Source organism: Tepidimonas ignava (assembly GCF_004342625.1).
Taxonomy (GTDB): domain Bacteria; phylum Pseudomonadota; class Gammaproteobacteria; order Burkholderiales; family Burkholderiaceae_C; genus Tepidimonas; species Tepidimonas ignava.
The window spans coordinates 102947-116359 of the sequence record NZ_SMAH01000003.1 but is presented as its reverse complement, the minus strand read 5'-3'; the positions used below and the strand labels follow the sequence as shown (position 1 = coordinate 116359).

Annotated in this window: 6 protein-coding genes; 2 read left to right on the top strand and 4 right to left on the bottom strand. The window is 71.9% G+C overall.

Annotated features, from left to right (window positions below; translation table 11 throughout):
* Positions 1-33 precede the first annotated feature (33 nt).
* Genes recD through EDC36_RS03110 form a run of 3 tightly spaced genes read right to left on the bottom strand, consistent with a single transcriptional unit; the run spans position 34 to position 9192 of the window.
* On the bottom strand, positions 34-1953 hold the full coding sequence (gene recD, locus EDC36_RS03120; RefSeq protein ID WP_132961802.1) for an exodeoxyribonuclease V subunit alpha: 1920 nt from the start codon (positions 1951-1953) through the stop codon (positions 34-36).
* Positions 1950-5705 carry an exodeoxyribonuclease V subunit beta gene (recB, locus tag EDC36_RS03115; protein ID WP_165902800.1) on the bottom strand — a complete coding sequence of 1252 codons (3756 nt, stop codon included), beginning with the start codon at positions 5703-5705 and terminating at the stop codon, positions 1950-1952. The genes recD and recB overlap by 4 nt, the downstream gene beginning before the upstream one ends.
* The gene (locus EDC36_RS03110; RefSeq protein ID WP_132961800.1) at positions 5695-9192 is read right to left on the bottom strand and encodes an exodeoxyribonuclease V subunit gamma; all 3498 of its coding nucleotides are present in this window, start codon (positions 9190-9192) and stop codon (positions 5695-5697) included. The genes recB and EDC36_RS03110 overlap by 11 nt, the downstream gene beginning before the upstream one ends.
* An 82-nt stretch (positions 9193-9274) precedes the next feature.
* On the opposite strand from EDC36_RS03110, the gene EDC36_RS03105 reads away from it, so the two are divergent.
* Both EDC36_RS03105 and greB read left to right on the top strand, forming a co-directional pair.
* Positions 9275-10408 carry an AAA family ATPase gene (locus EDC36_RS03105; protein WP_207895027.1) on the top strand — a complete coding sequence of 378 codons (1134 nt, stop codon included), beginning with the start codon at positions 9275-9277 and terminating at the stop codon, positions 10406-10408.
* 106 nt (positions 10409-10514) lie between these two features.
* Positions 10515-11075 carry a transcription elongation factor GreB gene (greB, locus tag EDC36_RS03100; protein ID WP_132961799.1) on the top strand — a complete coding sequence of 187 codons (561 nt, stop codon included), beginning with the start codon at positions 10515-10517 and terminating at the stop codon, positions 11073-11075.
* Between the two features lie 18 nt (positions 11076-11093).
* Here greB and EDC36_RS03095 read toward each other — a convergent pair whose 3' ends face one another.
* Complete coding sequence (locus EDC36_RS03095; protein WP_165902796.1) at positions 11094-13379, bottom strand: RelA/SpoT family protein; 2286 nt, start codon at positions 13377-13379, stop codon at positions 11094-11096.
* Between the last annotated feature and the right edge of the window lie 34 nt (positions 13380-13413).

The following is a 13413-nucleotide window of genomic DNA, read 5'->3' as shown; positions in this document are numbered from 1 at the left end:
GCGGCCATTTGCGAACGATCGTTCGAAAGTTGGCTATGGTAGCGCGGCCAGCACGGCGTCGCGCAGGCCACTGTCGCGTTCGGTGCGGCGCTGCAGCGCCGCCAGCAGCGTGTCGGGCCCGCCGGGCAACACCAGGCTGAGGCGCTGGCGCGCGCGCGTGATGCCGGTGTAGAGCAGCTCGCGCGTGGCCAAGGGGCTGTCGGGGTCGGGCGGCAGCACAAGGATGACGTGGTCGAACTCGCTGCCCTGGGCCTTGTGCACCGTCATGGCCCACGCCAGCTCCTTGTGCCCCAGTTGGGCCGGCAGCACCCACTGCACGCCGCTGGCCTGCGCGCCCGGCAGCGCCAGCCGCCACTGCAGACCTCCGCCGGGGGCGCGCCGTGGCAGCAGCAGCCCAAGGTCACCGTTCATGACGCCCAGCGCCGGTTGGTTGCGTGTGATCAGCCACGGTTGTCCGGCCGGCCCCCACGGCCCTTGCGGCAGCGTGGGCGCGGTGGCCTCGGCGCGGCGTTGCAGGCGGGCGTTGAGGCCTTCGACGCCCCAGGGGCCGTGGCGCAGCGCGCACAGCACCTGCAGCCGACCGTGCTGGGCCAGACGCTGTTGCGCCCAGGCGTCCACGTCGGCCGCGTCGGGCAGCGCGTCGGCCAGCGGCCGCAGCAGGGCGTGCGCGTGCGCGGTCCAGGTGGCCAGCCAGCGGTCGTCGTCGGCGCTGCTGTGCACGCTGACGTCCGGGCTGGGTTGGCGCAGCAGGTGGCGCACGGCGTCCACGTCGCCTTGGCGCACGGCCTGCGCCCAGCGGCCGATGCCGCTGTCGGCGTCGAAGCGGCGGCTGCGCCGCAGCATCACAACGGCCTGGTCCAGCGGGTCGCCGCCGGGGTCGGTCCATTCGGCGGGCACCGGCACACCCGTGGCGGCGTGCAAGGCCTGCGCCGTGCTGGGGCGCCAGCGCGCGGCGTCGGCGTGCAGGCACAGCTCGGCCAGCACCGCACCCGCCTGCACCGAGGCCAGTTGGTCGCGGTCGCCCAGCAGGATCAGGCGCGCCTGCGGGGGCAGCGCCTGCACGGTGGTGTGCAGCAGTTCCAGGTCCACCATCGAGGCTTCATCGATCACCAGCACATCCAGCGGCAATGGCTGGTCGGGGCCGTGGCGGGCCGCGCCCCCGTCGGGGCGCTGACCCAGCAGGGCATGCAGGGTGCGGGCGGTGCTGGGCAGGTGGCGCCGCAGGATGTCGGTGGGCACGGGCAGCCCCGCCGGGGGCAGGGAGGGCCAGGCTTGGCTCAGGGCCGCCGCCAGCCGCGCGGCGGCCTTGCCGGTGGGGGCGGCCAGGGCGATGGTCAGCGGCGCGCCCTGGGCCAGCGCCAGGCCTTGCAGGGTGGCCAGCAGCCGCGCCACGGTGGTGGTTTTGCCGGTGCCGGGGCCGCCGGTGATGACGGTGAGCGCTTGGCGCAGCGCGCACGCGCAGGCCCAGCGTTGGTCAGCATCAGGCGCGTTGGCGGCGGGGCCGAACAGGGCGTCCAACCACGCCCGCGCCTGATTCGGCGCCGGCGCCTGGGCGGGTTGCAACCGGGCGGCCAACGCGCGCGCCACCGCCTGTTCGCGCTGCCAGTGGCGCCACAGGTACAGCCGGGGACCGTGGCGCACCAGCGGCGTGGCTGCGCTGCCGTCGCCCAGCCAGTGGGGGTGGTCGGCGGCGTGGGGGGCGTGCGCGAGGAGGCGTTGCAGCCACGCACGGCACGGACCGCCGGTCGCCGCCGTGCTGTCGATCGGCCACGCGATGTGGCCGTCGGCGGCGTGGCGGCTCACCACCGCGCTGGCCAGGCAGGTGGCCAGCGGGGCATCCGGGCACAGGCGCTGCGCCATGCGGGCAAAGGCGACGTCGGCGGCGCGCAGCTCGCCACTGGCCAGGCCGCGCTGCAGCAAGGCGTCCAGGGTGTCGGTGGCGGGGGGCGTCATGCCGTCGTGGTCTCCGCAGGCGCTTGCAGCAAGGCGTCGAGCTCGTCGAGCAACGCCACGGGCGTTGGGGCGCACCACACGCCCGCGCTGGGGTGGTCCACGCCGCGCCAAAAGGCACACAGCGCGCCGCCCAGGTGCCGCGCGGGGTTGTAGCCGGGCAGCCGCTGGCGCAGCAGCCGGTGCAGGGCCAGCAGGTACAGCACGGCTTGCACGTCGTAGCGTTGGCGCAGCACCTCGGCCTGCACCGCGGCGGGGTGGTAGGCGTCGTCGGTGTCGCCCAGCGCGTTGGATTTGTGGTCCAACACCCAGTAGCGTCCGTCATGGGCAAACACCAGGTCGATGTAGCCTTTGAGCATGCCGTGCAGCACCGGGCCGCTCAGGGCCGGGCGCGGTTGGCCCGGCAGCACGTGCTGGGCGATGCGCCGATCCAGCGTGTCCGCAGGGACGGTGGCGTCGATCGGCAGCCAGAACCCCACCTCGGGCCAGGCTCGCTCGAGCTGCGCCAGCGCCACGGGCGCGGCGCCGGGCAACGGCAGCGGCCGTTGCACGATGCGCACGGCCCAGACGGCGAGGTCGGCGGCGTCGATGGTCTGTCGATCAGCGGGCCAACCGTGCTGGGCCAGCAGCCGCTGCGCGATGGGCTGCAGGGTGGCGGCGTCGTTGGCGGCCGGGGCCCAGCGTTGTTCGGCGCAGTGCTGCAGCAGCGCGTGCAGCACCACGCCGGCCTGGGCGCCGCGGGGCCAGCGGTGCCAGGGGTCAGGCGTGCCGACGGCGTGGCCGGCGGGCGCCGCGGGGGGGCTGTCCGGCGTGGGGTCGTCGTCACCCGCGTGGTGGTCGGCGGCGGCCTCCGGCGGTGGGCCGGGGTCGGCGGCGGCGCGGGTGAGGGCGGTGTAGCTGGCGATCCACCACGTGGGGGTGGCGCGCGCGCGGGCCTGGTGGGGGTAGGCCGGCGGCGGGGGGGCGGCGTCCTGCGGCCGGGCCGTCGGGGCGTGGCGCAGCGCCTCTGTGGGGCGCCACGCGATGGTGCCGCCGCTGCCGTCGCTCAACCGTTGCAGCGCTTGGGTGATGGCCTCGACGCCCTGTTCGCCCGGGTGGTGGCCGGGCAAACCCAGCACCTGCGCCCAGGCGCTGACGCCAAACACGTCGTCCAGCGGGATGCCCGCCCAGGTGGCGTGGCGCGCACGGGTCAGCGCCACGTACAGTTTGCGCACGTCTTCCAACTGGCGCTCGTGCTCGCCGCGTTGCAGTGCGTGGCTCCATGCGTCGCCTTCGTCGCTGAGGGTGACGTGCAGGTGACCTTCGGCGTCGTGCCAGCGCACCACACCGAGTTGGTGGCTTTTGGGGGCGGCCAGCGGTCGCGGGCGCACCCCGAAGGGCAGCAGCACGACGTCAAACTCCAGTCCCTTGGCCTTGTGCACCGTGATCAGCGTGATGGCGCCGCCGTCGCTCTCAAGCCGCACCTGCGGGGCGCTGGCGTCGTCGTCCTGCCCGCCCAGCAGCCCGCGGCGGGCTTGTTGCAGCAGCGTCAGGGTGGTTTGGATACCTCGCACCCCCTCGCGCGGGGCACGCGCTTGCAGCCACTCGGCCAGGTGCAGCAGGTTGACCAGCGCACGGCGACCGCTGCCCGCGTCGCCGGCGCGGCGCAGCAAGCGCGCGGGCACCGCGTGGTCGATCATCAGTTGGCGCACGGCGGCCAACACCCCGTGGCGCAGCCACAGCGCGTGGTAGTGCGCGAAGCGTTGCAGCGTTTGCTCCCACCCCTGCTCGTCGGCCAACAGGGCGTGCACCTCGGCGGTGTCCAGGCCGGTGCTGGCCGCCAGCAGCGCGTGCGCCACGGCGTCGCGGTCGTGCGGACGGGCGCACGCTTGCAGCCACAGCGCCAAGTCCTCGGCTTGGGGCGTGGTCCACACCGGCGCGCGCTCCGAGCGGTAGGCGCTGGGCAGCCCGTGGTGGCGCAACGCACGGCCGATGCGTTGGGCCTCCTCGCGCTCGTTGACGAGGATGGCGATTTGGCTCGGCTGCAAGCGGTGCAGGCGCCCCTCGGCGTCAACAAGACCGGTGCGCGGGTCGGCCAGCCAGCGCGCCACGGTGGCGGCGCAGGCCTGGGCCAGGGTGTCATGGGGCGCCGCGTCGCCTGACGGGGGCAGGGCCAGCGTCAGCGCTGGGGCGTTGTCGCGTCCGCCTTCGCACCAGCGCAGCGCCAGGCCGCGCGGCTGCACCGGGACGAAAGGCACCTGCCCGGTGCCACCGCCACCGAACCCGAAGGCCCCGTCGGGCGATTGGTGTTCGGCGTGCGCGAACAGGGCGTTGACGGCCCGCACCATGGCTTCGCTGCTGCGGTGGTTGGTGCCCAGCCGCCACACGCGCGGCCCGCAGGCGCGGCGCGCTTGCAGGTAGCTGTGGATGTCGGCGTGGCGAAAGGCGTAGATGGCCTGCTTAGGGTCGCCGATCAGCAGCAGCGCGGTGTCGGGCGCAGCGCGCTCAGGCTGGTAGATGGCGCGCAGGATGCGCCACTGGCGCGGATCGGTGTCCTGAAACTCGTCCACCAGGGCCGCCGGTTGACGCTGGCGCAGGCGCGCCGCCAAGGCCGGCCCATGGGGGCCGCTCAACGCTTCGTCGACGCGGCGCAGCATTTCGTCGTAGGTCAGGCTCTGCTGCTGGCGCAGCTGGGCGCGCATGCGCTGGTCGATCCAGGCGGCGGCGTGGCGGACCACGGCGCCGGCCACGTCGGGCAGGCTGCGCAGGGCCTGCTCGAGGTGGCGCAGCGCGCGCCACAGGTCCAGGTTCTCGGCCTCGGGCGGCAACGTGCCTTCGGTCTGCTGCAGGTGTGCCAGGGTCAGGCGTTGGCGGGCGGTGTGGGTCAGTGGGAGGCGGGCATCGTCGGGCTCTGCCGACCAGCGCCGCAGCTTGTCGAGCCAGCCGCGCACGTCGGCCGGACGTCCCAGGCGGGCGAGCAACGCGTGTGCCGTCAGCACCTTGTCGGCTTCGTCTGCCCAAGCGTGCAGCGGCGCTTTGAGGGCCTGCAGGGCCGCGCGGCGCTGGGCTTGGGCCTGCTGCAGCAGCGTGGGCAGGGGCGTGTCGGCGCCGCCGGGCAGCGCCGCGGCCCACGACGCGGCGTGTTCCAGCAGAGGTTTGACAGCGTCCAGCACCGCCCGCGGGTGGGGGTAGGACGCCAGGACCGCGCTGGCCAGTTCGGTTGGCAGGGGCTGCACGTGCACGCGCCACCAATCCTGCGCGCACTGTTGCAGCAGCGCGGCGGTGTCGGTCAGCACCTCCAAGGCGAACGGCTCGCCGCTGAGCAAGGCGTGTTCGCGCAGGATGCGTTGGCACCAACCGTGGATGGTGCTGATCGGGGCCTCGTCCAGGGCCTGCGCGGCCGCGTCGAGGCGCGCGGCCAGGGCCGGCCATTGGGCCGCCGGGTAGTGCTCGCGCAGCGCACGCAGGGCGGCCAGCGCCGCGGTGTCGTCGCTGGCCGTGTTGGGCGCGCCTTGCATGACCTGCACCGCTTGCCGCAGGCGGGTGTGGATGCGGCTGCGCAGCTCCTGGGTGGCGGCGTCGGTGTAGGTGACCACCAGGATGCGGCGTGCGTCCAGCGGCGGCAAGCCCGGCTGGCCGGGGGCAGCGCCCAGCACCAGCCGCACGTACAGCAGCGCGATGTTCCATGTCTTGCCGCTGCCCGCGCTGGCTTCGATCAGGTGGCTGCCCTGCAGCGGCAGCGCCAGCGCGTCCAGGTCGCGGGGCTCAGGCGTCATCGGGCGGGTCTCCGTCCGTGGGGGTGTCGAGGCTGCTGGCCACGTGGGCGCGCAGCGGTTGCACGATGCGCTCGGTCCATCGGGCAAAGGGGCGGTCGTCGTGCGCCTCGCGCGGGCCGGCCAGCGCTTCGAACGTGGGGTAGTGGCGCCGCCACAGGGCATCGCGCGCCAGACCATGGCCCCTGTCTTCGTACGCTTCGCGGGCTTGGTCCCAAGCGCGCAGCCGCGCGTCCGTGTCGGGTTCGGATGTGCTGCGCAGCGCCTGAAAGTACGCCGCGGCGGCGTGGCGCGGCAGCGGCAGCGGTTGGGGTCCCAGGCCGGTGGTCCAGGCTTCCCACAGGGATTGCCAGACGTCGCGCGCCAGCGTGGTGTCCACCGGGCGAAGCCACGCGTTGCCCATCGGCGAGACCACGCAGGTGGCGGTGGCGCCCAGCGCCAGCTGCAGCGCGACGTGCTCCACCCACACGCGCCACAGGGCGGCCAGCCGCCACCGCTTGCTGTTGAGGCTTTTGCTGTCGAGCAGGCGGCTGCCCTGCACGACCAGCCGGGCGTAGCGGCCATCGTCGCTGCGGCGCACGGCGGGCAACACCGCGTCGAACGGTATCGGCGCCGACGACGGGATCTCGACCACGGTGCGCAGCCGCGGGCGCGCGTCGCAGGGCTGGGGGAAGGTTGTCAAGAAGCCCTGGACGTGCTGCACCAAACGCTGCAAGCGTTCGTCAGCATCGCGCCGTTGGTGTTCGCCCGCTGCACCCAGCGGCCACAGGCCGCTCCACTGGGCGCGGCGCCAGGCGTCGAGGGCCGCGTGTTGGATGTCTTGCTGCGTGGCTCCTTGCATGCAGGCTCGGACCGCGGCCTGCACCCACGTCAGCTCGGCGCGCCAGCGCTGCAGCCCGTCAGGCTCGAACGGTTCGGTGTCGAGGTCGGTGTCCGGCTCCTCGTCCGGCAGGCCGATGCGCAGCCGCTGTTGCGTCCAACCCCGCACCGGGTCGTGCAGCAGATCGGCCAGCATCCCCAGGTTGACCTGGGCGGGACGTTCCCACGCCGGCGCCACCCCCGCCGCGGCAGGGGGGGATGCCAGCCAGTGCGCGGCGTAGCTGAAGCGTTGCGCGTCCAGCGGTGGCGCGGGGTCGGCGGGGGGCGTCGAGGCATAGTTGGCAGGCGCGAACGGCTGCAGCGCGTGTTGGGTGGTGAGCGCATTCAGCAGCGCATCATGGTTGGCGGTATCTCCAGGGGTGTGGCCCACCAGCCGCCAGTGGCGCCGCAAATGATCCCGCAGCTGCGTCACCAGCAGCGAGGGTTGCGCCGGGGTGTCGTCCACGGGGCTGCGCCCCACCCAACTGATGCTCAGATGCTCCCGTGCGGCCAGCACGGCCTCCAAGAAAAGGTAGTGGTCTTCGTATCGGCGCAGGCGGTCGCCGGGGCGCGGCAGGGCGGCCATCAGGTCATGCGCATCGTGGGTGTCACGCCGGGGGTAGGCGCCATCGTGCATGCCCAACAGGTACACGCGCCGAAACGGCACCGAGCGCATCGGCATCAAGGTGGCGAACGTCACCCCACCCGCCAGGAAGCGCTGCCCCACGGCCGCGGGGGCGGCCAGGGCCAGCCAGGCATCGGCCACCACGGCGGCGGGGATGGGGTCGTCGCCCGCGGCCGCGGCGTGTTGCGCCCAGCGGTCCAGCGCGCTGCGCAGGTCACCCACGGTGCGGCGCTCGGCGTCGCTGGTGGGCGCCAGCAGGCTGTCGAGCATGCCGTGCAGACGCTGGTGCCAGGCGTTGGCCGGGGCGGGCTGCCGCAGCGTGCGCTGCCAGGCGTCCAGCGCATCGACCAGCGCCTGCAGCTTGGCCAGCAGCGGCGCTTGCAGCACCGCCACCCCCCGCGCGGGCAGCGCCCGGTCAGCCCACACGGCCTCGTCGTCGCCGATGGCGTAGCCCAACCACAGCCGCTGCAATCCGTCCCGCCAAGTCAGGCGTTCGGCCTGCGGGTCGGTGGGTTGGGTCAGACCCAGGTGCTGTTTGTGTTCGGCGTCCAACGCCCAGCGGATGCCGGCGCGCTCGCGCCAGCGCGCCAGGGTCTCGACCTCGTCGGGCTGCAGGTCGAAGGCGTGCGCCAGTGCGGGCACGTCCAGCCAATCCAGCACCTGGCTGCCTTGCCAGCGCGCCTGGTCCAGCTGCAGCAGGGCGCGCACCAGTTCGTGCAGGCGCTGGGCTTCGGGGTCGCCCGTGTCGCTCACCGTGTACGGCACATGGCGCGGGTCGTGCGGCGGGAGGCTGCCCCACACCGCGTGCACAAACGGTGCGTAGGTGGGCACGTCGGGCACAAAAACCGCGATGTCGCGCGGTTGCAGCGTGGGGTCGCGCTGCAACGCGGCCAGCACCTGGTCGTGCAGCACTTCCACCTCGCGCAACGGCGTGTGCCCAATGTGCATGCGCAGCGAGCCGTCGCGCTGCGGGTCCACCGCGGGCCAGCTCGATTCGCCCTCGGCACGGCCGTGCAGGATGTCGTCCTGCAACTGCGCCAGAAGGTGCGCGGGCGCGCGGTCCGCCGCGGTGCCGTCATCGAAGTGTTCGTGCAACCGGACTTCGGGGTCGCCATCCGGGGCCGCGTCGGCCAGCTGGTGCAGCCCGGCGATGCAATCCCGCCCCTGCCGCCCCCAGGCCGCCAGCAGGGGGTGCCCGGCTTGCGCACCGACGCGATCGAACCAGTCGGTCAGGCTCGGGTTGACGATGAACATCGCCACGTCGCACCAGCGGGCGCACAGGCGCAACGCTTGCAACACGTCCGGGGTGATGGCGCTGAGGCCAAACACCGTCAAGCGCGGCGGCACGCCCGGCGCGGCAGGCAGGGTGCGGGCCCGTTGGACGAACGCCGCATGCAGCTCGCTGCGGCTGGGCCAACGGTGGCCCTCGGCCAGCGCATCGGCGCGCAACAGCCGCCACAGCGCAGGCTGCCAGCGCTCGTCGTGCGGCACCTCGCGCACACGGCCCTCGGCGTCGCGCAGCCGATCCAGCCCCCGCGCCCAGTCGTCCAGCCAATCGGCGCGGTAGATTTGGTACTGGTCGAACAGGTCGGCGATGCGCCACGCCAACTGCGCCCGCCGGTGCAGGTCGCCTTGGCCTAGGTAGGTCAGCAACGGGGCGTAGCGGTCGGCGTCGGGCTGGCTGGCCAGCGTGGGCAGCAGCCGCCACAGACGCCAGCGCAGCGGTCCGCGGTCCAGCGGCGCTTCGTCCGGCACCGCGTCGTGCCCGAGCACGCTACGGTACAGCTGCCACAGCCACTGCGCGGGCAAGCGCATGTCATGCCCCGCGCACACGCCGTGGTGCTGGGCGATGCTTTGCTGCACCCACTGCGCGATGCCGTGGCTGGGCACCAGCCAAACGCGGGGCGCGAGCGGGTCCACATCCAGCTGCGGGGCCAGCGCGTGGCGGGTGGCCAAAGCCAGCAACCGCTCCGGGCGGTGGGACAGGTGGACGTGCAAGGCAGGCATGGCGGGGCGCGGAGGTGACAGCGCGGCAAATGTAGCAAAACCGTCCGCCACGAGGCTCAGCCCCACGCGCTACACTGCGTCCATGGCCGACAAGCAGTTCAACACCGCCGGCCCCAGCAAGCCGGAGCTGCACTACCTGCTCGACCCGCTGGCGCGGGTGGATGTACAAGAGATCGAAGCGCTGATCGAAGCGCAGCGCTACTTCGTGCTGCACGCGCCGCGCCAAACGGGCAAAACCACCGTGCTGCTGGCGCTGATGGCGCACCTCAACGCCCAAGGCCGGTACCGGGCACTGTACGCCAACATCGAAACCGCGCAGGCCGCACGCGGCAACGTTGAGCGCGGCATCACGGCCGCTTGCAGCGCCATTGCCCGCAGCGCCCAGGTGTACCTGGGTGACACCCGGTTGGACGACTGGCTGCTGCGTGGCGAGGGGCGCACCGTTGAAGCCGAAGAAAAACTCTCACGCCTGCTGGCGCACTGGAGCCAACTGGACCCCGCCCACCCGGCGGTGCTGCTGCTGGATGAAGTGGACGCGCTGGTGGGCGACACGCTCATCTCTCTGCTGAGGCAAATCCGCGCCGGCTACGCGCAGCGCCCGCAGGCGTTTCCGCAAACGGTGGTGCTGTGCGGCGTGCGCGATGTGCGCGACTACCGCATCCACAGCGGCGGCGGCGACATCATCACGGGCGGCAGCGCCTTCAACATCAAGGCCAAGTCGCTGCGGCTGGGCAACTTCAGCCGTGAGGAGACGGTGGCGCTGTGGCGGCAGCACACCGAGGCCACGGGCCAGGTGTTTGACGAGGCCATCTGGCCCGAGCTGTGGCAAGACACCCAGGGGCAGCCGTGGCTGGTCAATGCGCTTGGGCACGAATGCACGTGGGAAAACAAAGAGCTGAGGCGCAACCGTGCGCTGCCCGTGACGCTGGCGCACTACTGGGCTGCGCGCGAGCGGCTCATCCAGAGTCGCGCCACGCACCTGGACCAGCTCACCGACAAGCTGCGCGAGCCGCGCGTGCACCGCGTCATTGCCCCGCTGCTGGCCGGTGGCCAAGCACTGTGGGACCCCCTACCCAGCATCGACGACGTCGAGTACGTGGAGGACGCCGGCTTGGTGGCGCTGCGACCCCAGATGCGTGCAGCCAACCGGATCTACGCACGGTTGATCGAGCAGGTGCTTGGACGTGATGTTCAGGCACCATCGCCAACGGCATGAACGCGTGCTGATCGCGCCGCGCACCGAGCGGGTGGGGAACCGCACCGTGGGGGTGTGGGGGATGTGAGCGCTGTGGCGCGACCGACCAACGACTGCATGGGTGACCATGAGCAAGGCATTCACACGCGAAAGCGATCGCGACGACGAGGACGAAGACCTGACCGCGCAGCCGCGTCTGCCGGCTGGCGGCAAGAACTACATCACGCCGCAGGGCTACGCGCGCCTGCGCGACGAACTCAAGTGGCTGCTGGACGAGGAACGCCCGCGCGTGGTCGAGACGGTGGCCTGGGCGGCCAGCAACGGCGACCGCTCGGAAAACGGCGACTACCTGTATGGCAAAAAGCGCCTGCGCGAAATCGACCGGCGCATTCGGTTTTTGACCAAACGGCTGCAGATCGCCGAGGTGGTGGACCCCAGCGTGCACCACGGCAAGGATCAGGTCTTTTTCGGGGCCACCGTCACCTACGCGCGTCCCGACGGCAGTGAAGAAACGGTCACGATCCTCGGCATCGACGAGGCCGACAGCGCCCAGGGGCAGATCAGTTGGGTGTCGCCGGTGGCGCAAGCGCTGCTGAAGGCACGCGAGGGGGACGAGGTGCGCTTGCACACGCCCGCCGGCGTGCAAACGTTGGAGGTGGTGCGCGTCAGCTACCCGGCCCCCACCTGACCGCCCACGGTCGGGCGTTCAGTTGCCATCGTGGCCGCGCGGCGGGCGCACGCGCTGCGCGCGCAGCACCGACGGGGTGCGGCGCAGCTGCCGCAGCACCTGGGCCAGATGCACACGGTCGCGCACCGCGACGGTGAAGCGCAGCTCGGTGGTGGGCTGGGCGCCGTCGTCGCCCATCTGGATGTGGGTGATGTCGGCTTCGGCCGCGGCGATGGCAGCCGCCACCCGCGCCAGCACCCCTTTGCCGTTGGCCACGGTGACGGCGACCGTGGCGTCGAACGCACGGGTGAGCTCCTCGGCCCACTCGACCTCCAAAAAGCGTTCGCGGTCGCGCTGCAGCAGCCGCCGGCCGACGGGGCACTCTTCGGTGTGCACGACCAGGCCTTCGCCTTTGCCCAGGTAGCCCACGATGCGGTCGCCCGGGATCGGACGGCAGCAACTGGCGTAGACGATGGAGCCGCCCTCGCTGCCGTCCAGCACGACCACGCCCTGGCTGGGTTGGTCGTCGCCGGGGGCGCCAAAGCGTTCCTGACTGATCAGCAGCGCGTCGGGCCGCTGCCCAGCTTCGGCCAGCAGCGCGGCGAGCTTTTTGCCCACCATGCCGGCGATGCGCCGCCCTTGCCCGATGTCGATCAGCAGCTCGTCGCGGCTGCGGGCGCCGGTGGAACGCAGCAGCTTGTCCCACACCCCCTGGCCGTCGCCCTCGTGAGGGGGCAGCTCCGCGTAGCCTTCGGCGCGCAGCGCCTGGCGCAGCAAGCGCTCGCCCAACGCGCGCGCTTCTTCTTGCGCCAGGGTTTTGAGGTAATGGCGGATTTTGGAGCGCGCGCGGCCGGTGCGCACAAACCCCAGCCACGCCGGGTTGGGGTGGGCGTGCGGGGAGGTGGTGATCTCGACCACATCGCCGTTGCGCAGCTCGGTGCGCAGCGGCACTTGCTCGCCGTTGATGGTGGCGCCGATGGCGCGGTGACCGACGTCGCTGTGGATCGCGTAGGCAAAGTCCACCGCCGTGGCCCCGCGCGGCAGCGCCAGGATTTTGCTTTTGGGCGTGAACACGTACACCGAGTCTGGAAACAGGTCGATGCGTACGTGGTCCCAAAATTCGCCCGAATCTTTGGTTTCCTGTTGAATGTCCAGCAGCGACTGCAGCCACTGGGCGTTGAGCGTTTGGGCCGCCGGGTCGTTGGCGTCGCCGCTCTTGTAGAGCCAGTGCGCGGCAATGCCCGATTCGGCCACCACGTCCATGCTGGGGGTGCGCAACTGGAATTCGATCGGCGTGCCAAATGGCCCAATCAGCGTCGTGTGCAGCGACTGGTAGCCGTTGACCTTGGGGATGGCGATGTAGTCGCGGAACTTGCCCGGCATCGGCTTGTAGAGCTGGTGCAGCACGCCCAGCGCCGTGTAGCAGTCCAGCACCTGCGGCACGATGATGCGAAACCCGTAAATGTCGGTCACCTGCGCGAACGACAGGTGCTTGGCGTCCATCTTGCGGTAGATGGAATACAGGGTTTTTTCGCGGCCCGCGATGCGCACGTCCATGCCGGTGTGGGCGAAGGCTGCTTCCACTTCGCCTTGCACACGCGCGATGAGGTCCTTGCGCCGCGCGCGTGAGCGCGCCAACGCCTTCGACAGCGCCTGGTAGCGCCATGGGTGCAGGTGGCGAAACGCCAGGTCTTGCAGCTCGCGGTACAGGTTGTTGAGGCCCAGCCGATGCGCGATCGGGGCGTAGATGTCCAGCGTCTCGCGCGAGATGCGCGCCCACTTGTGGCGCGGCATGTCGGCCATCGTGCGCATGTTGTGCAGCCGGTCGGCCAGCTTGATGAGCATCACGCGCACGTCGCGCGCCATGGCCAGCAGCATCTTGCGAAACGACTCGGCCTGGCCTTGCTCGCGGCTGTCGAACTCCAGCTTGTCCAGCTTGGTCAGGCCATCGACCAGGTCGGCCACGGCGGGGCCGAAGTGTTCGGTCAGCTCGGCTTTGGTGACGCCGCAGTCCTCCAGCACGTCGTGCAGCAGTGCTGCCGCCAACGCTTGCGCGTCGAGCCGCCACTGGGTGCAGATTTGCGCCACCGCGATCGGGTGCGTGATGTAGGGGTCACCGTTTTTGCGCAACTGCCCCAAGTGCGCCTGGTCGGCAAAGCGGTACGCTTGCCGCACCTGGTCGATGTCGGACGGGGTCAGGTAACCCAGGCTGGCTTCGAGCGCAGCAAAACTGGCCGCCGCCGCGCTGGCTGCGGCAGCCGAGGGGGCGCTGGCGGGCGGCGTCACCGCCGGCGGCGCGTCCAAGGGGGCGACATCGACACTCACCCCCGTACTGTAAACAAAAAAGGCACCCGACGGG